The organism is Streptosporangiales bacterium (assembly GCA_009379825.1).
In the GTDB taxonomy this organism is placed as follows: Bacteria; Actinomycetota; Actinomycetes; order Streptosporangiales; family WHST01; genus WHST01.
Map to the genome: position 1 here is coordinate 24,055 of WHTA01000023.1, position 21,062 is coordinate 45,116.

A 21,062-nucleotide genomic window follows, 5' to 3' on the forward strand; every position below is an offset into this window, starting at 1 on the left:
CGTGGAACCTTGCTCTCTTTCAGATAGCTCTGTTATGTTCCAAGTCATTTCACGCACTGCCACGTGATGGACTGATCGAGGTGCGGGATGATGCCGCCATGACGTCCCGGCCAGGCAACCGTTACCCGCGCCCTTCCGCGACATTGCACCGAGGGAGTTGCCATGTCCGATCCCATGTCTCGTCGGGGGTTCCTGCACGGCGTCGCGGGAGTCGGTACCGCCGCGGCCGCCGGTCCGCTCCTCCTCACCTCGTGCGCCGGCGGTGAGCAACAGGAGGTCACGGAGAAGAGCCTGCAGGCGTACCAGCAGGCCGACATCGACTGGAAGCAAGCCAGCGGCGTGAAGCTCAAGGTGGCGATCATCGCCGCCAACCCCTTCGCCAACCTGAGCGACCTGCTACCACAATTCAAGAAACTGACTGGTATCGACGTCACGTTCGAGGAGATCCCGCCACCACAGATCAGGCACAAAGTGATCCTCGACTTCTCCAGTGACGGGAAGCAGTACCACACCAGCGCGACCGACCCGATGTACTACCCGCTCTACGCGAAGAACAAGTGGATCGTCCCGCTCACCGAGTTCCTCGACGACCCCGAGCTCACCGACAAGGCCTGGCTCGACGTCGACGACATCCTGCCCGGCTGGCGGCAGTCGGTGTCCCTCGACGGCACCTGGTACGGCATGCCGTACGACGGCGAGGTCACCGTCCAGATCTACCGCACCGACCTGTACGACGAGGCCAACCTCAAGCCGGCGCAGACGCTGGCGCAGTACGCGGCGAACGCGAAGAAGCTCAACAAGCCGGGCGACCGCGTGTGGGGTGCTGTGCTCCGCGGCACGCCCGGCGCCGGCCAGAACATGTACATCTGGCCGTCGATCTTCCGTGAGTTCGGCGGCGAGTGGTTCGACAAGGACATGCGTCCCACGGTCAACTCCGACGCCGGTGTCAAGGCGCTGGAGTGGTACATCGACATCGTAAAGAACTACGCTCCCAAGTCGGCGACCAACTGGAACTGGACCGACATCGCGGACGCGTTCGCCAGCGGCACCGTCGCGTCCTACCTCGACGCGTCGATGACGCACACGGTGCTCCAGGACGAGACCAAGTCGACGGTCGCGGAGAAGCTCGGCTTCGCCCGCTGGCCGGCCGGCCCGGACGGCACCCGGGTCTCCTCCATCTGGAACTGGAGTTTCCCGATCAACGCCGACTTCAGCCGCAAGGAGCAGATCGCCACCTGGCTGTTCATCCAGTGGGCTACCTGCAAGGAGACCCAGACGCGGACCTCGCTTGACTGGTCCGGTGCCCGTGCGCGCTCCGGCGTCAACCGCACCTCGATCACCAAGACGTCCGCGTACAAGAAGAAGTTCGAGAACGTCGGGCGCGGGTTCCTCGACACCCTCACCACCGCTTTCGCCGAGGACCAGGACCCGGACTGGCGGCCGCGGGTGCCGGAGTGGCCGAAGATCGGTGACCGGATGGCGACCGCAGTGCAGTCGGCCCTCACCGGGCAGGAGAAGCCGAAGGAGGCACTCGACAACGTGAACAAGGGCCTCGCGAAACTGGTCAAAGAGTCCTGACACGTATGGCGGCAACTGCGGCGGCGAAACCACCACCCGCGGACTCGGTCGTCCGCGCGCAGGAGCGTTTCGGTCGGGTGCTCGCGGCCCCGGCCGCGATCGTGCTGCTCGTCACTACCACCATCCCGCTGTGCTACCTCGTCGTCACCAGCCTGTACTCGAGGGACCTCAGCAACCCCGGCAGTGGCGGCTTCGTCGGTCTCGCCAACTACGTGGAGGCCCTCGGCGACGGCAGGTTCTGGCACAGCCTCGGGATCTCGCTGATCTACACGACGTCCACCGTCGCGCTGCAGCTCGTCGTGGGCATGCTGCTCGCGCTGGCGATCCACCGCATCAAGCGCGGCGCGTGGCTGCTGCGGGTGATGGCGATCATGCCGATTCTGCTAGCGCCAGTGGTGGTCGGTCTGGTCTGGCGCACCCTGCTGCTCTCGCCCGAGTTCGGCATCGTCGGCTTCGTCGCCGAGCAGTTCGGCGTCGGCATCCAGAACTGGCTCGGTGAGCCGGTCAGCGCGCTCGTGTGGGTGATCGTCATCCACACCTGGCAGTGGACGCCGTTCTGCTTCCTGGTCTTCTCCGCGAGCCTGGCGGCGATGCCGGTCGAGCTCGAGGAGGCGGCCAGGCTCGACCGCGCGTCGCCGTGGAAGCGGTTCTGGTACGTCACGTTCCCGCTGCTGCGGCAGGCGATCGTCATCGTCGCCATCATCCGCACGGTGATCGCGCTGTCCGCCTTCGACGCGCTGTTCGCGGCCACCGGCGGCGGGCCAGGCACGGCGACGGAGATCCTCAACCTGTACGTCTACCGGATCTCGTTCACCGAGCTGCGCATGGGCTACGGGTCCGCGCTCGCGGTGATCCTCATGGCCATCACGTTCATCATCGCCGCAGTCTTCTTCCGGTTGCGCGGGGCGCGGCGATGAGGACGAGACCAGCGCGCATCGTCGTCGCCGTCGCAGCCGGGGTCGTACTCTTCGGCACCTGGATCTTCCCGGTGATCTGGACCGCGGTGACGTCGGCGAAGCTCGCCAAGGACATCTTCGTCTACCCGCCGCGGATCTTCTTCCTGCCGACGGGACTCAACTACCAGCAGGTGCTCGGCGGCGACCAGTCGCTGCTCGGCAACCTGGTGACCAGCGCGGTGATCGCATGCGGGGCAACCGTCCTCAGCCTCGCCGTCGGCATTCCCATGGCGTACACGTTCGCCCGGGCGAACTTCCGCGGCCGGTCGGTCCTCGCGCTCTACACGCTGTTCACGTACCTCATCCCGCGGATGGGGATCGTGGTGCCACTGTTCGTCATCTTCCGGCAGCTCGACCTGTTCGGCAACTACCTCGGCATGATCGCCGTGTACATGAGCTTCTCGCTGCCGTTCGCCGTCTGGCTGCTCGTGCCGTACTTCGAGGACATCCCCAGGGAGATGGAGGACGCCGCGCTCATCGACCGCGCGGGACGGCTGCGTGCCCTGTGGTACGTGATCCTGCCGCAGGTGCGCGGCGGCGTCTCCGTCACGGCGATCTTCGTCTTCATCAACGCCTGGAACGAGTTCGTCTTCGGGCTGATCCTCGGCAGCAACGAGGTGCGCCCGGTGACGGTGGAGATGTACAACTTCATCGGCTTCGAGCAGACGCTGTGGGGGCCGCTGACCGCGGGGGCGATCGTGGCGATCATCCCGGTGGTCGTGCTCGGCTTCGGCGCTCAGCGCGGCATCGTGCGCGGCCTGACGGCAGGATCGGTCAAGGGAGGGTCCCGTCAATGAGTGAGGCGGCTGACGGCCGTACCGTGGACAACGGCTCGCGCGGCAGCATCAACCTCGCGGGCATCACCAAGCGGTACGGCGACTTCACCGCGATCCACGAGCTCGACCTGGAGATCCACCCGGGCGAGTTCTTCGCGTTCCTCGGGCCGTCCGGTTCCGGCAAGACCACCAGCCTGCGTATCGTCGCCGGCCTCGAGGCGCCGGACGAAGGGCGTGTGCTGCTCGACGGCGCGGACGTGACCGGCAGGCAACCGGGCGACCGCGACATCGCCATGGTGTTCCAGAACTATGCGCTGTACCCGCACATGACCGTCGCCCAGAACATCGGCTTCCCGCTGAAGATGGTCGGCACGCCGGGGGCGGAGATCTCCGCCCGGGTGACCGAGGCCGCCGACCGCGTGCAGATGGGGCACCTGCTGCAGCGCAAGCCCGGCCAGCTCTCCGGTGGCCAGCAGCAACGCGTCGCGCTTGCCCGCGCGATCGTACGGCACCCGAACGTGTTCCTGCTCGACGAGCCGTTGTCCAACCTCGACGCGCAGCTGCGGATGGACACCAGGGTCACGCTGAAGCGGTTGCAGCTCGAGCTGGGCGTCACCGCCCTCTACGTCACGCACGACCAGGAGGAGGCGGTGACGCTCGCCGACCGGATGGCCGTCTTCATGGACGGCAGGGTGGTGCAGGTCGGCCCACCGCGGGAGCTGTTCGACCGCCCGGGAACCACCGACGTCGCCGCGTTCCTCGGCCGGCCGCCGATGAACCTGCTGCCTGGCACGGTGTCGAGCAAGGGACTGACCGTCGAGGGCATCGACACCACCTACCCCGACGTACGCGCCGACGAGGAGCAGGCGGTGACCGTGGGCTTCCGCCCGCGCGAGATCGACCTCGCCGGGAAGGACAACCAGGCCGAGGTGTTCCTGGCCGAGTCGACCGGCGAGCAGACCATCGTCAACCTCAGCTGCGGTCCACACCTGGTCAAGGCACAGGTGGACGGCATGGTCGAGTACGAGGTCGGCCGGCAGCAGAGCTTCTCGCTTCCGGCGGAGGCGCTGCACCTCTTCGACGCGGAGTCCGGCGTGCGGCTGTCGGACTCGCCTACCGGGTGACCCGCGCGGTGCCCGTACCGCGCCGGGGCTTCGGCGTCTCCTGCCGTGGCGCCGGATCCACCGCCAGCCTGGACCGCACCACGCGCGCGGGCACACCGACCGCGATCGCGTAGTCGGGTACGTCCTTCGTGACCACCGAGTTGGCACCGATCACCGCGCCCCTGCCGATCTGCGTGCCGCGGAGCACGGTGACCTTCGTACCGATCCAGACGTCCGGCCCCACCCGTACGGGGCGCTTGACGATGCCCTGGTCCTTGATGGGGATGCTGATGTCGTCGACCTTGTGGTCGAAGTCCGCGATGTAGACGTCGTCCGCCACGATCGTGCATGCACCGACCTCGACGTCGAGGTAGCAGTTGACGCTGACGTCCTGGCCGAAGACGGCCTTCTCCCCCACCCGCAGGTTGCCCTCGTGGCACCGCAGCTTCGTGCCGTCGCCGAAGTGCGTCCACCGGCCGAGGACCAGCCGGCCGTACCCCTTGCGCGCGTACACCTGGGTACGCCGGCCGAGGAACACGAAGCCCTCGGTGACGACGTGCGGGTTGCGGAGCTTGAAGCGGAGGAACCGCCAGTACCGCAACAGGTAGAACGGTGTCCACGCGCGCTGCCGCAGCACCCAGCGCAGCGACGCCACGGTGAGGAAGCGCGCCTGCCGGGGATCTCTGGACCTGGCCACGGCGTACAACGGTAGCGCGCCGGCCGACCGGTGTCAGTCCCGCACTGCGCGCAGCGAGTAGAGCAGCGGCACCCGCGGGCGGGACGCCGGCAACCGCCACCAGCCGTTGCCCGTCGGGAGCATGCCGGGGAAGCGGTCCCACGGCAGCACGACGTGCTCGACCAGCGACGTGACCCGCAGCCCCGCGCCGAGCACCGCGTTCACCACTGAGCCGAGGTCGTGTGTCCACTGGTACGACACGGTGTCCGCGGCCAGCGCCGCACCGTCGGTGTACGTCTGCGTGCTGTCCAACCGCTCCGCCCCGCGGCCGGGGAGGTAGTCGTACGCGACCACTAGGTCGTCGGCGGGCTGCCCGTCGGCGAACGCGGCGAGCAACGGGTGGAACTCCACCAGGTAGAGCTCGCCGCCCGGACGCAGCAGCTCGGCCACCACCCGCGCCCAGTGGTGTAGGTCGGGCAGCCAGACCAGCGAGCCCTTGCCGGTGTAGACCACGTCGAACGTGGCGCCGTCGAGCACGGCCGCGGCGTCGTAGACGTTCGCGCACTCGTAGCGGACGTCCAACGCGCACTCGGCGGCGATGCGCCGCGCGGTGGTCACCGACTCCGCGGAGAAGTCCACGCCCACCGCCCGCGCTCCGGCACGTGCCAGGCACACGGTGTCGGTGCCGATGTGGCACTGCAGGTGCACCAGGTCGCGACCGGCGAGGCCGCCGAGCTCCTCGTACTCGAACGGCGCCAACCGCTCGGCGCCCGCGCGCAACCCCGCCAGGTCGTAGAACGCACTGTCGGCGTGCACCGGCGTGCGGGCGTCCCAGTTGCGGGCGTTCACCCGCATCATCTCGCTCGGGTCGGGTTCCATCGGGTCGTCACGGAGCCGTGCCGGTCACCATCACGTTGTAGAAGACCTCGGGCGGCATCACCTTGGCGAGCAGCTTCTTGTCCACCACGGAGAGCGCCTGCCAGGTGCGGTACGCGAACATCGCCCAGTTCCAGCCCAGCCGGTCCTTGTTCACCGCGGACTCGAAGGTCCGTACCGGCCAGCCGAAGAACGCCGCCGCGAGCTCTTCGGTCTCGGTACGAACGTCGACCGCGCCCGCGCGCAGGCAGGTACGGGCGAGCTGCTCGGGGTCGAAGGTGTGCAGGTCCACGACCCACTCGAGCGCGGCGGCCTCGGACTGCTCCGCGAGCTCCTCCTCGCTGCGGCCCCAGCTGTCGCGCAGCGCCGGCAGCCGGGTGAGCCTCGTAGTCGCCCACCAGGTGAGCCGGCCGAGCCGGCGCGCGTAGAAGTCGCCGATGGTGGTCGGCTCGCCGGCGAACACGAACCTGCCGCCCGGCTTGAGCACCCGCACCACCTCACGGAGCGACTGCTCGACGTCGGGGATGTGGTGCAGCACCGCGTGGCCGACCACGAGGTCGAAGGTGTCGTCGTCGTACGGGATGCGCTCGGCGTCCGCGACCCGGCCCTCGATCTCCCAGCCGAGGTCCTTGGCGTTGCGCTTCGCGGCCTCCACCATGCCGGGGCTGATGTCGGTGACGTGCCCCTGGTCGAGCACCCCGGCCTGCTTCAGGTTGAGCAGGAAGAAACCGGTGCCGCAGCCGAGCTCGAGCGCCTTACCGTACGGCCAGCCCTCGGTGCCCGCGACCGTGATGAACCGGTCGCGAGCGTACTGGATGCAGCGCTCGTCGAAGGAGATCGACCACTTGTCGTCGTAGTGCTCGGACTCCCAGTCGTGGTATACGGTGTTCGCCTTCTTCGGGTCCTGCCTGATCTCGTCGAAGTCCGCCATCAACGGCCCTTGAACTCGGGCCGGCTCTTCGCCACGAAGGCCTCGAACCCGATCTTCTTGTCCTCGGTGGCGAACAGGCTGGCGAAGTGCACCCGCTCGATCTCCAGGCCGGTGGCGAGGTCGACCTCCAGGCCGCGGTCCACCGCCTGCTTCGCCGCGGCGAGCGCGTGCTTCGGGCCACCGACGAAACGCGCGGCCCATGCCTGCGCCTCGGTGTAGACGTCCGCGGCTGGCACCACCCGGTCGACCAGCCCGATCGTCTGCGCCTCGTCGGCGGCGACCTGCCGGCCGGTGAGGATCAGGTCCTTCGCCTTCGCCGGCCCGACCAGCCGTGACAGCCGCTGGGTGCCGCCCGCACCGGGGATGATGCCGAGCAGGATCTCCGGCTGCCCCAGCTTCGCGTCGTCGGCGGCGATCCGTACGTCGCAGCACAACGCCAGCTCGCAGCCGCCGCCGAGGGCGTACCCGGTGACCGCCCCGACCACGGGCTTGGGGATCTCGGCGACCGCCGTGAAGCACGCCTGCAGGTCACCGGACTGGGTGGCCATGTCGGCGTACGACATGGCGTCCATCTCCTTGATGTCCGCGCCGGCGGCGAACACCTGTTCCCCGCCGTACACGACGACCGCGGCGACGTCGGTACGTGACGCGCATTCCTCGGCTGCCGTACTGATCTCCGCCTGCATCTGGCGGTTCAGCGCGTTCATCTTCGGCCGGTCCAGGCGAATCGTCGCTACACCGTCGGCGACCTCGACCCGTACGAACTCCATGACCACTCCTTACCCGGCGGTAACCTCAGCGAGGGTACCGCGTCGCGGCGTGCTGTCGGTGGCCGGCGGCATAGTGGCCGGATGAGGATCGTGGTGACCACACCCACCGGGTAGGTCGGGTCCCGGGTGGTACGGCTGCTGCTGCAGGCGGGCGTACGTCCCACCGTGCTGGCCCGCGACCCGGCCAGGCTCGACCCAGCGGTACGGCAGCTGGTCGACGTAACCGTCGTCGACCAGGGCGACGGCGACGCGGTGGTGCGCGCGACGAGCGGCGCGGACGCGCTGTTCTGGGTCGACCCGCCGACCGCGGACGACGACCCGGCCGGCGGTGGCTACGCGCGGATCGGCGCCAACGCCGCACGCGCGGTACACGAGAACGGCGTCGCCCGCACGGTGTTCGTGAGCAGCGTCGGCGCGGAGAAGCGCCACGGCGCCGGCGAGATCGACGGGCTCGCCCGCACCGAGGAGCTGCTCGACGCCACCGGCGCGAGCGTCCTGCACCTGCGCTGCGGCTACTTCTTCACCAACCTGCTGATGGACGTCGACGCGCTGCGCGACGGGGTGCTGCGCACGCCGTGGCCACTGGACTACCCGATGGCATGGGTCGACCCGCGCGACATCGGCGACGTCGCCGCGGCCCGCCTGCTCACCACCGACTGGTCGGGCCGGCAGGTGCAGGCCGTGCACGGTCCCGCCGACCTGACCTTCACCGAGGTCGGCGAGGTGCTCACCGACGCCCTCGGCCGACCGATCCACGTCGAGCACATCACCGACGACGGGCTGCGTACCGCATTGCGCGCCGTCGGCCTCGGCGCCAGCCAGACCGAGGGCATCGTCGGCATGTCCGCGGGGATGCGCAGCGGCTTCACCGCCGAGAACCCCCGCGACGTCGTCACCACCACACCCACCACACTCGCCGCATGGGCGTACGCCCATCTGCGCCCTGCGGTGAACGGAGCATGAAACGGCGGCCCGCCGGCACCTGCAGTACGTAGGCTGCGACCAGGTCTACGGACGGAGGTCGCGAATGACGTCCCGGCGTACGGTGTTGATCACCGGTGGTACGGGGAGCCTGGGGTTCCAGGCAGCGAAGGCGATCGTCGCCGACGGGGGCTGGGACGTCGTCGTCACCGGACGCTCGGGCGCCGGGGTCGCGGACGCCGCCGGCGAGCTGGGCGAGCGCGCCACCGGGCGCCGACTCGACCTCGGCTCGCTCGCCGAGGTCCGCCGGTTCGCGCGGGAGCTGCCGCCACTGCACGCGGTGGTCTGCAACGCGGGTCTGCACACGGTCGCCGGCACGCGGTTCACCAGCAACGGCATCGAGGAGACGTTCGGCGTGAACCACCTCGCGCACTTCCTGCTGGTGCGCGAGATCCTGCCGAGCATGCCGGCGCCGGCACGGGTGGTGTTCGTCTCCAGCGCCACCCACGACCCGGCCCAGCGCACCGGCCTGCCGGTGCCGCACTACCCCGAACGCCCGCGAGCTGGCCTACCCGGACGGCGACACCGAGCCGCCGTTCCAGGCCGGACGGCGCCGCTACACCACGTCGAAGCTATGCAACGTGCTCGCCGCCTACGAGTTCGCCCGCCGGGTGTCGCCGGGTGTCGCCGGACGTCGCCACCTTCAACGCGTTCGACCCCGGCCAGCTGCCCGGCACCGGGCGCGCCCGCGACTACCCGCCGGTCCGGGCGTTCGCCTGGCGGTACGTGATGCCCGCGCTGGCCGCCGTGCCGTGGCTCAACGTGCACACCCCCAGGCGGTCCGGTGCCGCGCTCGCCCGGCTCGTCCTCGACCCCGCACTGGCCGGCACCACCGGCAAGTACTTCTCCGGTACGCGTGAGCTCCCGTCGTCCGAGGACTCCTACGACCAGGCGAAGGCCGTGGACCTGTGGCACACCAGCGTCGCGCTGACCAGCTGACCGTACGGGCCGTCAGCCCGCCCGCGGTTCTGCGCCCAACCCGGTGGCCGCACGCACGGTCAGCTCGGTGAAGCTGCGGTCGCCGTCGTCGCGCCCGCCCAGCTTCGAGCCGAGCCAGCACGCGAGGAAGCCGAGCGGGATGGAGATCGGTGTCGGGTAGTCCAGCGGGTACGGCGCGGTCTCCGGCCCGCCCGGCCAGACGATCGGGCTGAGCCCGATCAGGACGGCGGAGCTGACCAGGCCGACGCTGATCCCGATGACGGCGCCCGCCGTGGTGAAACCGCGCCAGCTCAGCGCGAGCACGAGGGCGGGGAAGTTCGCGCTCGCCGCCACGGAGAGCGCCAGACCGACGAGGAACGCGACGTTGAAGTCCGGGCCGGCCACCAGGGTGATGATCACGGCCAGCAGGCCGATGCCGCCGGCGGACAGCCGTGCCACCCGGGTCTGCTGCCGTTCTGACACCTGCCCGCGCCTGATCACGTTCGCCCAGAGGTCGTGCGCCGCCGCGCCGGACGCGGACAGCACCAGCCCCGCGACCACCGCGAGGATGGTCGCGAACGCGACGGCGCTGACGAACGCCATGAACAGGTCACCGCCGAGCGTGCCCGGCCCGCCGCCGAGGTGCTCGGCGAGCAGTGGCACCGCCAGGTTCCCGCCCGGGCCGGCCGCCTCCTCACCCTCGGAGCCGAGCAGGGCGCGCGCACCGAAGCCGATGATCGAGGTGAGGAAGAAGAACGTGCCCGTGATGCCGAGTGCCCACGCACCGGACCTGCGGGCCGTACCGGAGTCCGGCACGGTGAAGAAGCGCATCAGGATGTGCGGCAGCGCTGCCGTACCCACGACGAACGCCAACGCGATGGAGATCGTGTTCATCGGTGTGCGTTCCGATGCGCCTGGCGCGAGGTAGCCGAGCTCGAGCGGGTGTGCCGCGGCCGCGCGGTCGAACAGGTTGATCGGGTTCCAGCCGACCTGCATCAGCACGCCGACGGTCAGCGCGAACCCCGCGCACAACAACAGCACCGCCTTGGTGATCTGCACCCAGGTCGTGGCCAGCATGCCGCCGAAGATCACGTAGATGAGCATGGCCGTGCCGGTGACGATCACCGCTGGCGCGAACTCCAGGCCGGTCAGCGCACGGATCAGCACGCCGGCGCCGACCAGCTGCGCGATGAGGTAGATGGTGACGATGAACAGGCTCGCCGACGCGGTCATCGCCCGCACCGGTTTCGCGCGCAACCGGAACGACAGGACGTCCGCGATGGTGAACTGCCCGGCGTTGCGCATCCGCTCCGCGAACAGCAACAGGATCAGCAGGAAGGCCAACACCGAGGCGACCGGCGCGACCCACCCGTCGAACCCGACGAGGAAGATCATCCCGGTGAACCCGAGGAACGTCGCCGCCGACATCAGATCACCGGCGATCGCGAAGCCGTTCTGCGTGGCGGAGACGTTGCGACCGGCGGCCCAGTAGTCGGTCGTGGTGCTGGTGCGTTTGGACGCCCAGTACGTGATGCCGAGGGTCAGCGCGATGAGGCACGCGAAGGCGGCAAGCCTGAAGATGTTCACGAGCGGGGCTCCTCGTCCAGTACGGCGGCCCCCGCACTGTTCCTCGCCGCCTCCTCAAGCCCGGTGAACGAGCGCCGGGACAACCGCAGGTAGGCGAACGTCATGATGCCGGCGACCACGAACACGCTCGTGCCGAACAGGTAGCCGACGGTGAGTCCGCGGTAGACGAACGCACCCATCACGCCTGGTGCGTAGCACACCAGGCCGAGGAACACGGCGAACCAGCCGAGCGCGATCACGAGCGCAACCACGACGAAGCGCCTGCGGCTGCGGGTCAGCTGTCTGAACGCCACCGAGTTGGCGATGGCGTCCCAGTCGGGCTCTGGCTCCTCGGCGGATGCACGTTGCTGTGGACCGGACATCAGGTCCTCGTCTCGGGAGAGGGCGGGGCGGCTAGGTGGCGGACGGGGCGGTCTCGCTGTGACGGACGGTGTCGATGATGCCGGTGGCGGCCTCCCAGTTGTAGGTGCGGAAGCTGTGGCCACGGGTGACGAACTGCGCACCGGCGTAGAACATCTCGTACTGCACGTGTCGCGACGCGAACTCGGAGCCGACGGCGTCCCACGCGAGCTTCAGGAACCGGACCCGCTCGTCCGGCTCCATCGCGGGCGACAGCTGCGTCTTGGCGATGATCCTGGCCAGGTCGGGTGCGTCGAAGTCGGCCACCGACGACGGCAGCATGATCAGCGACCCGCCGGCGAGCTCCCTGATGGTCGCGACCAGCTGCGGGTACAGCTCCTGGGTCAGCACCTGGGCGCTGTAGACGAAGTGCTTGTTCGGTACGTACGCGCCCCCGACCTGGCTGCCGGCGACCTCGATGCCGTTCAGCATGGCCTCCACCCCGGCGGCCTGCGCCGCGAGGTGACCGAGCCGTTCCGCCACGGCCGGGATGCTGCTGGTGCCGATGACGTCCGCCAACCGCCGCGCGACGCCGGCGAGGAACCGCGCCTTCACGGCGAGGCGCACCTGCGCCTGGTAGTTCTGGTAGATGTGCCCGAAGGTGTCGTGGAACTGGGCACGCGCCATGTTCACGTCGCGGTCCACGAACACCCGGTCCCAGGGCACCTTGACGTCGTCGAAGTAGACGAGCGCGTCGTTCTCGTCGAACCGGCACGACAGCGGGTTGTCGAACTCCGAGACGGCCGCGGCTTCGTACGACTTGCGCGAAAGCACCTTCAGGCCCGGGACGTTCATCGGCACGGCGAACGAGATCGCGTACTTCTCCTCGCCAGGCTTCAGCGGCTGCAGGTTGGCGACGAAGAGCTCGTTGGCCATGATCGAGCTGGTGCCGAGCATCTTCGCGCCGCGCACGGTGATGCCGGTCGTGTCCTCGTCCACCACGCCGGCGACCAGGTCCTCGTCCGGCTGGTCACCCCAGGCCTTCGACCGGTCGACCTGCGGGTTGATGATCGTGTAGGTGAGGAAGAGGTCCTCGGCGGCCGCGTACTCGAAGTAGTCGAGCAGCGCCTGCGCGCCGCGTTCCTCGTGCTGGCGCAGCGTGTCGATGCCGATGACCTGGCCGACGAGCGCCGAGGCCACGTGGTCGGGTGAGCGGCCCATGTAGCCCGCGGTCAGCTCGGCCCACGAGGTCATGGCGTGCCGCCGTTCGACCATCTCCGCGTGGTTCGCCGGGATCTGCCACGAACGGTTGATCCGCCGGCCGTTCTTCGCCTGTACGGTCATCCGTTCCACATTGGCCGGATCCGCCTGGTAGTCGTACAGCAGCGCAGCCGACCACACTGCGTTGCGGAACGCCTGGTGCTCCGTGACGTCGGCGACGAGCTCGCCGTCCAGGAACACTTGTCGCCCGTCGCGCAACGAGGCAAGGTGCTCCGCACCAGTCTTCGTCGTAGCCATCGCAGCTCCCATCGCTCGCGGGCGGCAGCTTGGCAGATATAGTGCAGTTACTTAGCTACTTACGTCAATGACTTGAGTTACCAATATTTGCGGCGCCGCGGATTTGGGGGCAGTGCTATGGCCAGCCAGGAACGGGCAGCACGCGCCACGGACGGCTCGACCGTCCCGCTCACCATCACCCGCCAGGAGCTGCTGGTGGACGGCTCGGACGTGAAGTTCCGCGAGCTCGTGCACGACATGCTCGCGCTCGGCGCCCGCCACGAGGCGGTCAGGAACGGCCACGCCAGCTACATCGGCCTGTCCGGCGCGCAGTACACCACGCTCGTCACCATCAGGCACCTGCAGGACACCCCGGCAACGGTGCGGCTGATCGCCGAGCACCTGCACGTCAGCCCGACCTTCGTCACCGCGGAGACGAACAAGCTGCAACGCAGCGGCCTGATCACCAAGACCCGCAGCAAGACCGACTCACGCGCGGTGAACCTGGCCGTCACACCGGCCGGCCATCAGCTGCTCGCGGAGCTGGCCCCCGCCCAGCGGCGGGTCAACGACGAGCAGTTCGCCGAGCTGACCGCGGAGGAGTTCCACGAGCTGCACCGCCTGGTGCGGCGGCTGGTCCGTACGAGCGACAATGCCATCGCGCGACAACGCGTCATCTCGTCCCGAGCTACCCAGCCGAACGTCAAGCGTCACCCGTAAGAACCCTGCGCATGCCGCCGGCGAGGGCGCCGCCGTCGACCGGGAGCACGATGCCGGTGATCCACGAGGCGTCGTCGGACGCGAGGAAGGCAACGGCAACCGCGATGTCGTCGGGCTCACCGATCCGGCCGAGCGGACAGCGGGTGCTCATCCCGGCCAGGTCGTCCGGCTGACCGTCCCATGCGCGGGTGCGGGTCGTACCCGGGGCGACCAGGTTGAACCGCACTCCGTGGCGACCGTACTGTGCGGCGAGGTTGGCATTGAGGTTCTGCAGACCGGCCTTCGCTGCGGAGTACGGTTCGCTACCCAGCGACGCCAGGCCGTTGACCGACCCGATCGTCACCACGCTGCCACCCGCGGGCGCGGCCAGCAGATGCGGCAGCGCGGCACGTATACAGCGCGCGACACCGGTGAGGTTGAGGTCGACGATCAGCTCCCAGCTGTCGTCGCTGAGGTCCGGGAACGCGGGATGCGCACGGTCGCCCCCTGCCGCGTTGATCGCGATGGTGTTGGAGTAGGTGCCGTCCTCTGTGGACCTTCAAGTGATGGACGTGCCACGTCGTGGTTCTGCGGACGACCAGTAGTAGCGCGGCTGTCCGCTCTCGATCCGCACGGGATCGAGCCTGTCTCCGGCTCGTCGGCGGAGGCAGACCGCGCGGACACCAGTGCGCCCGTGGCGGCGAGCCTCGCTATGCCGTTCCCGCGACGCCGATGACCTGGCCGTCGAGGTCGACGAACTGTCCCGTGACGAGCTCCCCCGGCGTGCCTTGCGGCCCCTTCGTACGGGTCGCGCCGAGGCGTTCGGCTCGCTGCAGCGCCTGCTCCACGTCGGGCACGGAGACGTAGAACATGACGCCAGGCTCGGCGCCGTTGTCGATGCTGCCGTTGATCCCCGTGTTGCCCGCGTCGTCCTTCGTCGTGCTCCCGTCGAGGAAGCCCTCGCCGTCGTCGGTCATGGCCAGCTGCCAACCGAACAGCTCGCGGTAGAAGCGGCACGATGCGGCGGAGTCACGGCTGGTGATCTGGAAGTGCACGACTGGCTGTCCATGGTTCTGTCCTTTCCTCCGTACGTTCTACCGGCGACGTCGGAGCCGAGCCACGGTTCTCGACACTCACTCCTCGATCTGGACCGCGAGCGGAGGGTGGAAGGACGCCACGAGCCGCCGCAGCGGCGGCACCGAGACCCCGGACGCCACGAGCGAGGTGTCAGGCAGGAAGTGCACGGTGGTCCCCGTCGGCTCGCCACCGTCGACGGCCGCCAGATCGGTGACCGGCAGCCCGTGCTCGTAACGCTGCGTCCAGGCGCCGTCGGCGTGCCTGTTCGTGTGGACCAGCCAGGTGCTCAGCGCGGCCACGACCGACAGTCCGCGCCGCGGCCGGCCGTCGGGCAGCAGCACCGGGTCGGCACGGTCGAAGAACCTGAGGTCCTTCGTCGCCAGCACCGGCTTCTTCACCGTGCGGCCCTGGTCGTCGGTGCGGGTGTCGGTGCCGCGGCCGTGGTCGGTGACCGCCACCGAACCGTCGGCGTGCAGCCGTACGACGGCCCGCCCGGAACCCGTCGCCGCGGCCTCGTCGGCCGCGTACGCGAGCACCTCGAGCACCAGGTGCACCACGCCGCCTGGCGCGTAACTCGCCGGCGCCGCGCGGATCTGCGCCAGGTGCCCGGCGTCCAGCTCCCTCGTCCAGTCGTGCGTCGTGTTACGCCATGTTCGAGGTGAGCCGGTCATCCCACCATTGTCGGTGTGGCGCGCGACAATGGGATCATGAGGGGCGACACGGTGGAGGTCGTCGTCGATGCCGGCGGCCAGACCAAGACCTACGAGATCGCGGCCACGCGCATCGGCCGCCGGGTCGAGGTCGCCACCTCGCGCAGCGTCATCGAGGTGAGCGAGGTGACCCGTGCGGGCACGGTGATCCGTACCGCCAGGTTCATGGCCAACCGGGTCATCGCACTCGTGGAGCACCCGGCCACCGACGGCACCCGCGCCGGCGGCGCGGAGTAGGTGCAGCGGTAGCCGTCACTCCAGCCGCGCGGTCAGGTTCGCCTGCCGGGTACGTCCGGTGTGCTCGCGCATCAGCTGCCTGGCACGCTCCGCGTCGTGGTCGGCGAGCGCCTCGATCAGGGCGTCGTGCTCGTCCCACGAGGCGATGCCGCGGTTGTGCACGACCGGCCGCAGGTACCACCTGATCCTGCCGTCCAGCGACGCGATCATCTGGCACAGCAGCGCGTTCCCCGCCAGGTCGGCGATGCGCCGGTGCAGCTCCGAGTTGGTCGCGACCACCCGGTCGTACTCGTGCCCGAGCACGGCGGCACGCCCGCGCGCGGAGATCTCCTCCAGCTCGGCGAGCCGTTCGGCACACATGGCCTTGGCGGCCAGCGCGGCGGCCTCGCCCTCCAACGCGGCGCGCACGCCGAACAGCTCGTCCACCTCCTCGACGGTGGGCGCGTGCACGAAGGCGCCCCGCCCGGGCCGCAGGTCCACCCAGCCCTGGCTGTGCAGCGCCTGGAAGGCCTCGCGGACGGGCCCGCGACTCACCTGCAGGCGGTCGGCCACCTCCAGCTCGACGAGGTGCTGCCCGGGCGCGAGCGCGCCGCTGACGATCAGCTCGCGCAGCGTCTCCTCCACCAAGTGCCGCAACGGCCCCGGCCGCGACACCGGCGTCATCGCCTGGTAGCCGTGGTTGCCCTGGGCCTCGGACATCGGTCCTACCGTCCTGTCGCGTATCCCTGCATGCCACGCGGGTTGGCACCGGCCTTCAGCAGGCCGTCCGGCCCCCGGCTCACCGCGCTCAGCCGGCCGAGCGACCAGGGCTCCTCTGCGACCACCTCGTGCCCGCGGCTGCGCAGCTCGGCGAGCACGTCGGCACCGATGCGGTCCTCCACGTGCAGCCGGCCGGGGTTGGCCTGCCGCGGGTAGAACGACGACGGGAAGTGGCTGGTGTGCCACGCCGGCGCGTCGATGGCCTCCTGCAGGTTCATCCCGTGATGCACGTGGCGCAGGAACAGCAGCACCGACCACTGGTCCTGCTGGTCGCCGCCCGGCGTGCCGAACGCCAGGTACGGCGCGCCGCCGCGCAGCGCGAGCGACGGCGTCAGCGTCGCACGCGGGCGCTTCCCCGGCACGAGCGACGCCGGCAGGCCGTCCTCGAGCCAGTACATCTGCCCGCGGGTGCCGAGCGCGAAGCCGAGTCCGGGGATCACCGGTGAGCTCTGCAGCCAGCCACCGCTCGGCGTGGCGCTCACCAGGTTGCCCCAGCGGTCAACCACGTCGAGATGGCAGGTGTCGCCGCGGGTCAACCCGGACGGCTGGACGGTCGGCTCGCCCACCGCGCCCGCGGACCCCGCGTCCCCGGCCGCGGCAACGGGCCGCGGCAGTCGCGGCGCTTCGCCGGCGACCGCGCCCGGCCGCAACGGGCCGGTGTCGGCCACGTCGCCGACCAGCTTGCGCCGCTCGTCGTTGTACGCCGCCAAGAGCAGGGTGTCCAACGGCACGTCGGCGAACGCGGGATCGCCGTAGTACGCCTCGCGGTCGGCGAATGCGAGCTTGGCGCACTCGGTCACCAGGTGTACGAAGTCGGCCGAGCACGGGTCGTACGCGTCCAGGTCGAATCCGGCGAGCAGCGCGAGCTGTTGCAGGAACACCGGCCCCTGCGTCCACGGTCCCGCCTTGAGCACGGTGTGGCCGCGGTAGTCGTACGAGACCGGCTCCTCGACCGAAGCCCGCCAGGCCGCCATGTCGTCGTAGCCGAGCAGGCCGCGGTGCGGCTCGCCGCTGACGTCCATCACCTCGTGCTCGGCGAACGAGGCGACGGTCTCCGCCACGAACCCGCTGTAGAACGCCTGCCGCGCGGCTTCGATCTGCGCCTGCCGGTCGCTGCCGGCACGCTCCCCCTCCTCGACCAGCCTGGTGTACGTCGCGGCGAGCTCCGGGTTCCTGAACACCTGGCCAGGCACCGGAGGCGCGCCACCTGGCAGCCACAGCGCGGCGGAGGTCAACCAGTGCTCCCTGAAGAGGTCGGCGACCAGGTCCACCGTCGAGGCGATGCGGGGCACGACGGGGAAGCCGTGCTCCGCGTAGCCGATGGCGTACTCCAGCACGTCGCGCAGCGGCAGCGTGCCGTAGTCGCGCAACAGCAGCAGCCACGCGCCGAACTGGCCTGGCACGCACGCCGGCAGCAGGCCGGTGCCGGGCACCAGGTCGAGACCGAGCTCGCGGAACGCGTCCGTCGTCGCTGCCGCCGGCGCCGTGCCCTGCCCGCACACCACGAACGGCCGCTCGGCACGGGCGTCCCAGGCGATCATCGGCACCTCACCGGCGGGGCCGTTGAGGTGCGGCTCGACGACCTGCAGGACGAAGCCCGCCGCCACCGCGGCGTCGAAGGCGTTACCGCCCTTCTCCAGCACCGCCATGCCGCTGCTCGACGCGAGCCAGTGCGTCGACGCCACCATGCCGAACGTGCCGGCGAGTTCAGGTCTCGTGGTGAACAAGGGTGTCCGCTCCTCCCGTCACGTCCGGGGCACGTCCGTCGGCCCCGATCAGGTGACACGCTCCATAGTGTCCGTCATCGGTGTGGTCGACGAGCTCCGGTGTCTGGTCGCGGCACATCGGCAGCTCAGCGACCGGGCAACGGGTGTGGAACCGGCAGCCGGACGGCGGGTTGATCGGACTGGGGATGTCGCCTGGCAGCACCACGCGCTGTCGCTCGCGCTGCGCCTGCGGGTCCGGCAGCACGACCGCGGACAGCAGCGACTGCGTGTACGGGTGCCGCGGGCCGCGGAACAGCTGGTCGCGGGTCGCCTGCTCGACGATGCGACCGAGGTACATCACCGCGACCTTGTTGCACAGGAACTCGACCGTGGACAGGTCGTGGGCGACGAACAGGCAGCTGAACCCCATGTCGCGCTGCAGGTCGAGGACGAGGTTGATGATCGACGCCTGCACGGAGACGTCCAGCGCGGACACCGGTTCGTCCGCGATCAGCAGGCTCGGCTCGAGCACAAGCGACCTGGCCAGCCCGACCCGCTGCCGCTGCCCGCCGGAGAGCTCGTGCGGGTACCGGCGCGCCATGTCCGCGGAGAGGCCGACCCGTTCGAGCATGTCGGCCACCAGCCGCCGTACGTCGTGGCCGCTGGCGATGCCGTGCATCCGCACCGGCTCCGCGACGATCTCCTCGACCTGCGTGCGCGGGTCCAGCGACGAGTACGGGTCCTGGAACACCATGTGCACCTGCCGGCGCAGCGGCCGCATCTGCCGCCGCGACAGGTGCGTGATGTCGCGGCCGTGCAACGTGATCCGGCCACCGGTCGGCTCGATGAGGCGCACGATGCACCTGGCCACGGTCGACTTGCCGCTGCCTGACTCCCCCACCAGGCCGACGATCTCGCCCTCGTCGATGGTCAGGTCGACGCCGTCGACCGCGTGCACCCGGCCACCACCGCGGCTGCGGGGTACGTCGAAGTACTTGGTCAGCCCGGTCACCTCGAGCAGATGGTCAGCCATACGCACCCTCCGCCGCCTTCGCACCCGGGTGCACACACGCCGCGAGCTGTCCGGGCGCCGTCGCCGCCAGCGGCGGCATCTCCGCCAGGCACTCGTCGTCCGCGCGCGGACACCGCGGCGCGAACACGCACGCCGTCGGCTGCTCGCGTAGCACGGGGACGATGCCCGGAATCTCCCGCAACCGCTCGGGCGCGCTGTCCGGCCCCAGGTCGGGGCGCGGCACGGAGCCGAGCAGACCGACCGTGTACGGGTGCTGCGGGTTGGTGAACACCGAGTCCGCGTCCGCGGACTCCACCACGTGCCCGGCGTACATGACGACGACGTCGTCGGCGATGTCGGCCACCACCCCGAGGTCGTGCGTGATGATGACGATCGACGTGCCGAACTGCTCGCGCAGATCGCGCATGATGTCGAGCACCTGGGCCTGGATGGTGACGTCCAGCGCCGTCGTGGGCTCGTCGGCCAGCAGCACCTTCGGGTTGCACGCCACAGCCATGGCGATCATCACGCGCTGCCGCATGCCGCCGGACATCTGGTGCGGGAAGTCGTCCACGCGCTGCTCCGCGGCCGGGATGCGCACCAGGTCGAGCAGCTCTACGGCGCGGACCCTGGCGTCCTTGCGCGACAGCCCAACGTGTCGACGGAGCACCTCACCGATCTGGAAGCCGACGGTGAACGCGGGGTTCAGCGACGTCATCGGCTCCTGGAAGATCATGGACATGTCGCGGCCCCTGATCTCGCGCAGCTGCTTGGGGCCGAGGTCGGAGATGTCCCTGCCCTCCAGCCGTACGCTTCCCGACCTGGTCGCCGTCGCGGGCAACAGGCCGAGCAGCGCCATCGCCGTCACCGACTTGCCGCAGCCGGACTCCCCGACGAGCGCGACCACGCCTCCTGGACCGACGGAGAACGACACCCCGTTGACCGCGAGCACGGTGCCGTCGTCGCTGTCGAAGCGCACCTTCAGGTCCTCGACGACCAGGCGCTCCTCGCCGCTCATGTGCTCGTCCTCACGTCGAGTACGTCCCGCAGGCCGTCGCCGAACAGGTTGAACGACAACGTGGTCAGCGCGATGGCCAGACCGGGGAAGACCGCGTACCAGGGCGACTGCGCGATGTACTGCTGCGCCTCCGACAGCATGGTCCCCCAGCTCGGTGTCGGCGGCTGCTCGCCCAACCCGAGGAAGGAAAGGATGGCGGCGCCGATGATGGCCGTCGGGATCGCGACCGTGGCCTGCACGATCAGCGGGTTCACGGTGTTGGGCAGGATGTGCTTGAACAGCACCACCCGGTCGGGCGCACCGTTGACCACCGCGGCCTCCACGTACTCCAGCTCGCGCAGCCCGAGCACCTCGCCACGCGTGATGCGCACGAACTGCGGAATCTGCCCGACCGCGAGCGCGATCGTCGCGTTCATCAGCGACGGCCCGAGGATCGCCGCCAACCCGACCGCGAGGATCAGGAACGGGAAGGAGAGCACGACGTCCGTCACCCGCGAGATGACCGGGTCGATCCAGCCACGGTAGTACCCGGCCACGAGCCCGATCGGCACGGCGACGCACACCGCGATGAACGTGGAGAGCACGCCCGCGGTGAGCGAGGCACGCGCGCCGACGATCACGCGGGAGAGCAGGTCGCGGCCGACGTCGTCGGTGCCGAGCAAATGCCCTGGGCTGAACGGCGGCTCGAGCACCGACCCGTAGTCGGACGCGGAAGGGTCGTACGGAGCGAGCAACGGGGCGAACAGCGCCGTCAGCACCACGACGACCACGCCGACCAACCCCACGACGGCGAGCCGCCGCTTGGCGAACCTGCGCACCAGCCGCCGCCTGGCGACGGCGGAGGAGGCGACGGTGT

General features: G+C 69.9%; 21 protein-coding genes and 2 pseudogenes. 8 read left to right on the forward strand and 15 right to left on the reverse strand.

Going from position 1 to position 21,062, the window contains the following annotated elements; genetic code table 11:
• Positions 1 to 162 precede the first annotated feature (162 nt).
• The 4 genes from GEV07_13685 to GEV07_13700 are packed head-to-tail and all read left to right on the forward strand — an operon-like array spanning position 163 to position 4,434.
• On the forward strand, positions 163 to 1,578 hold the full coding sequence (locus GEV07_13685; protein ID MQA03720.1) for an extracellular solute-binding protein: 1,416 nt from the start codon (positions 163 to 165) through the stop codon (positions 1,576 to 1,578).
• A gap of 5 nt (positions 1,579 to 1,583) precedes the next feature.
• Positions 1,584 to 2,495: an ABC transporter permease subunit gene (locus GEV07_13690; protein MQA03721.1), complete on the forward strand. Its 912-nt coding sequence runs from the start codon at positions 1,584 to 1,586 to the stop codon at positions 2,493 to 2,495.
• The gene (locus tag GEV07_13695) at positions 2,492 to 3,331 is read left to right on the forward strand and encodes an ABC transporter permease subunit (GenBank protein ID MQA03722.1); all 840 of its coding nucleotides are present in this window, start codon (positions 2,492 to 2,494) and stop codon (positions 3,329 to 3,331) included. The genes GEV07_13690 and GEV07_13695 overlap by 4 nt, the downstream gene beginning before the upstream one ends.
• Positions 3,328 to 4,434 (forward strand): ATP-binding cassette domain-containing protein, encoded by a 1,107-nt coding sequence (locus GEV07_13700; GenBank protein ID MQA03723.1) that lies wholly within the window; start codon positions 3,328 to 3,330, stop codon positions 4,432 to 4,434. The genes GEV07_13695 and GEV07_13700 overlap by 4 nt, the downstream gene beginning before the upstream one ends.
• On the opposite strand, the gene GEV07_13705 is transcribed toward GEV07_13700, so the two are convergent.
• From GEV07_13705 to GEV07_13720, 4 genes are read right to left on the reverse strand one after another with little or no spacing between them, the layout of a single operon-like run.
• Positions 4,424 to 5,119, reverse strand: a complete 696-nt coding sequence (locus GEV07_13705) for an acyltransferase (protein ID MQA03724.1) — start codon at positions 5,117 to 5,119, stop codon at positions 4,424 to 4,426. The two genes, GEV07_13700 and GEV07_13705, sit on opposite strands and share 11 nt — an antisense overlap.
• A gap of 24 nt (positions 5,120 to 5,143) precedes the next feature.
• A complete protein-coding gene (locus GEV07_13710; GenBank protein ID MQA03725.1) occupies positions 5,144 to 5,968 on the reverse strand; it encodes a methyltransferase domain-containing protein in 825 nt (274 codons plus the stop codon).
• A 7-nt stretch (positions 5,969 to 5,975) separates the two neighbouring features.
• Positions 5,976 to 6,896, reverse strand: a complete 921-nt coding sequence (locus tag GEV07_13715; GenBank protein MQA03726.1) for a methyltransferase domain-containing protein — start codon at positions 6,894 to 6,896, stop codon at positions 5,976 to 5,978.
• Positions 6,896 to 7,666, reverse strand: a complete 771-nt coding sequence (locus GEV07_13720; GenBank protein ID MQA03727.1) for an enoyl-CoA hydratase/isomerase family protein — start codon at positions 7,664 to 7,666, stop codon at positions 6,896 to 6,898. The genes GEV07_13715 and GEV07_13720 overlap by 1 nt, the downstream gene beginning before the upstream one ends.
• Positions 7,667 to 7,747: 81 nt before the next feature.
• Between GEV07_13720 and GEV07_13725 the strand changes: the two are divergent.
• Positions 7,748 to 8,629 (forward strand): annotated as a pseudogene (locus tag GEV07_13725) (NAD(P)H-binding protein).
• 64 nt (positions 8,630 to 8,693) lie between these two features.
• A pseudogene (locus GEV07_13730) lies at positions 8,694 to 9,586 on the forward strand (SDR family NAD(P)-dependent oxidoreductase).
• 12 nt (positions 9,587 to 9,598) lie between these two features.
• Here GEV07_13730 and actP read toward each other — a convergent pair.
• From actP to GEV07_13745, 3 genes are read right to left on the reverse strand one after another with little or no spacing between them, the layout of a single operon-like run.
• Positions 9,599 to 11,146, reverse strand: coding sequence for a cation/acetate symporter ActP (gene actP, locus GEV07_13735; GenBank protein MQA03728.1), 1,548 nt, complete (start codon positions 11,144 to 11,146; stop codon positions 9,599 to 9,601).
• A gap of 2 nt (positions 11,147 to 11,148) precedes the next feature.
• Positions 11,149 to 11,514 (reverse strand): DUF485 domain-containing protein, encoded by a 366-nt coding sequence (locus tag GEV07_13740; GenBank protein MQA03729.1) that lies wholly within the window; start codon positions 11,512 to 11,514, stop codon positions 11,149 to 11,151.
• A gap of 31 nt (positions 11,515 to 11,545) precedes the next feature.
• Positions 11,546 to 13,009 (reverse strand): 4-hydroxyphenylacetate 3-monooxygenase, encoded by a 1,464-nt coding sequence (locus GEV07_13745; protein ID MQA03730.1) that lies wholly within the window; start codon positions 13,007 to 13,009, stop codon positions 11,546 to 11,548.
• Between the two features lie 117 nt (positions 13,010 to 13,126).
• On the opposite strand from GEV07_13745, the gene GEV07_13750 reads away from it, so the two are divergent.
• The gene (locus tag GEV07_13750; GenBank protein ID MQA03731.1) at positions 13,127 to 13,708 is read left to right on the forward strand and encodes a MarR family transcriptional regulator; all 582 of its coding nucleotides are present in this window, start codon (positions 13,127 to 13,129) and stop codon (positions 13,706 to 13,708) included.
• Here the strand turns inward: GEV07_13750 and GEV07_13755 are convergent.
• From GEV07_13755 to GEV07_13765, 3 genes are all read right to left on the reverse strand, one after another.
• The gene (locus GEV07_13755) at positions 13,692 to 14,213 is read right to left on the reverse strand and encodes an SDR family oxidoreductase (GenBank protein MQA03732.1); all 522 of its coding nucleotides are present in this window, start codon (positions 14,211 to 14,213) and stop codon (positions 13,692 to 13,694) included. The two genes, GEV07_13750 and GEV07_13755, sit on opposite strands and share 17 nt — an antisense overlap.
• Positions 14,214 to 14,397: 184 nt before the next feature.
• Positions 14,398 to 14,742 (reverse strand): glyoxalase, encoded by a 345-nt coding sequence (locus GEV07_13760; GenBank protein MQA03733.1) that lies wholly within the window; start codon positions 14,740 to 14,742, stop codon positions 14,398 to 14,400.
• A 78-nt stretch (positions 14,743 to 14,820) separates the two neighbouring features.
• Entirely contained in the window at positions 14,821 to 15,435 is a 615-nt protein-coding gene (locus GEV07_13765; GenBank protein MQA03734.1) for an ATP-binding protein, read from the reverse strand.
• 36 nt (positions 15,436 to 15,471) lie between these two features.
• Between GEV07_13765 and GEV07_13770 the strand changes: the two genes are divergently transcribed.
• Positions 15,472 to 15,711 carry a hypothetical protein gene (locus GEV07_13770; protein MQA03735.1) on the forward strand — a complete coding sequence of 80 codons (240 nt, stop codon included), beginning with the start codon at positions 15,472 to 15,474 and terminating at the stop codon, positions 15,709 to 15,711.
• A gap of 15 nt (positions 15,712 to 15,726) precedes the next feature.
• Here the strand turns inward: GEV07_13770 and GEV07_13775 are convergent, their stop codons facing one another.
• Genes GEV07_13775 through GEV07_13795 form a run of 5 tightly spaced genes read right to left on the reverse strand, consistent with a single transcriptional unit; the run spans position 15,727 to position 21,027 of the window.
• Entirely contained in the window at positions 15,727 to 16,410 is a 684-nt protein-coding gene (locus GEV07_13775) for an FCD domain-containing protein (protein MQA03736.1), read from the reverse strand.
• Between the two features lie 5 nt (positions 16,411 to 16,415).
• On the reverse strand, positions 16,416 to 18,158 hold the full coding sequence (locus GEV07_13780) for a gamma-glutamyltransferase family protein (protein ID MQA03737.1): 1,743 nt from the start codon (positions 18,156 to 18,158) through the stop codon (positions 16,416 to 16,418).
• Between the two features lie 19 nt (positions 18,159 to 18,177).
• Positions 18,178 to 19,209, reverse strand: coding sequence for an ATP-binding cassette domain-containing protein (locus GEV07_13785; protein MQA03738.1), 1,032 nt, complete (start codon positions 19,207 to 19,209; stop codon positions 18,178 to 18,180).
• Positions 19,202 to 20,206, reverse strand: a complete 1,005-nt coding sequence (locus GEV07_13790; protein MQA03739.1) for an ATP-binding cassette domain-containing protein — start codon at positions 20,204 to 20,206, stop codon at positions 19,202 to 19,204. The genes GEV07_13785 and GEV07_13790 overlap by 8 nt, the downstream gene beginning before the upstream one ends.
• The gene (locus GEV07_13795; protein ID MQA03740.1) at positions 20,203 to 21,027 is read right to left on the reverse strand and encodes an ABC transporter permease subunit; all 825 of its coding nucleotides are present in this window, start codon (positions 21,025 to 21,027) and stop codon (positions 20,203 to 20,205) included. The genes GEV07_13790 and GEV07_13795 overlap by 4 nt, the downstream gene beginning before the upstream one ends.
• Between the last annotated feature and the right edge of the window lie 35 nt (positions 21,028 to 21,062).

Excerpts from the sequence above, each read along its gene's own strand:
- GEV07_13695 (MQA03722.1), top strand. The coding sequence starts at position 2,492 with ATGAGGACGAGACCAGCGCGCATCGTCGTCGCCGTCGCAGCCGGGGTC.
- GEV07_13785 (MQA03738.1), bottom strand. The coding sequence starts at position 19,209 with ATGGCTGACCATCTGCTCGAGGTGACCGGGCTGACCAAGTACTTCGAC.
- GEV07_13750 (MQA03731.1), top strand. The coding sequence starts at position 13,127 with ATGGCCAGCCAGGAACGGGCAGCACGCGCCACGGACGGCTCGACCGTC.
- GEV07_13700 (MQA03723.1), top strand. The coding sequence starts at position 3,328 with ATGAGTGAGGCGGCTGACGGCCGTACCGTGGACAACGGCTCGCGCGGC.
- GEV07_13720 (MQA03727.1), bottom strand. The coding sequence starts at position 7,666 with ATGGAGTTCGTACGGGTCGAGGTCGCCGACGGTGTAGCGACGATTCGC.
- GEV07_13740 (MQA03729.1), bottom strand. The coding sequence starts at position 11,514 with ATGTCCGGTCCACAGCAACGTGCATCCGCCGAGGAGCCAGAGCCCGAC.
- GEV07_13745 (MQA03730.1), bottom strand. The coding sequence starts at position 13,009 with ATGGCTACGACGAAGACTGGTGCGGAGCACCTTGCCTCGTTGCGCGAC.
- GEV07_13790 (MQA03739.1), bottom strand. The coding sequence starts at position 20,206 with ATGAGCGGCGAGGAGCGCCTGGTCGTCGAGGACCTGAAGGTGCGCTTC.
- GEV07_13775 (MQA03736.1), bottom strand. The coding sequence starts at position 16,410 with ATGTCCGAGGCCCAGGGCAACCACGGCTACCAGGCGATGACGCCGGTG.
- GEV07_13715 (MQA03726.1), bottom strand. The coding sequence starts at position 6,896 with ATGGCGGACTTCGACGAGATCAGGCAGGACCCGAAGAAGGCGAACACC.
- GEV07_13780 (MQA03737.1), bottom strand. The coding sequence starts at position 18,158 with ATGGTGGCGTCGACGCACTGGCTCGCGTCGAGCAGCGGCATGGCGGTG.
- GEV07_13710 (MQA03725.1), bottom strand. The coding sequence starts at position 5,968 with ATGGAACCCGACCCGAGCGAGATGATGCGGGTGAACGCCCGCAACTGG.
- GEV07_13685 (MQA03720.1), top strand. The coding sequence starts at position 163 with ATGTCCGATCCCATGTCTCGTCGGGGGTTCCTGCACGGCGTCGCGGGA.
- GEV07_13765 (MQA03734.1), bottom strand. The coding sequence starts at position 15,435 with ATGACCGGCTCACCTCGAACATGGCGTAACACGACGCACGACTGGACG.
- GEV07_13770 (MQA03735.1), top strand. The coding sequence starts at position 15,472 with ATGAGGGGCGACACGGTGGAGGTCGTCGTCGATGCCGGCGGCCAGACC.
- GEV07_13690 (MQA03721.1), top strand. The coding sequence starts at position 1,584 with ATGGCGGCAACTGCGGCGGCGAAACCACCACCCGCGGACTCGGTCGTC.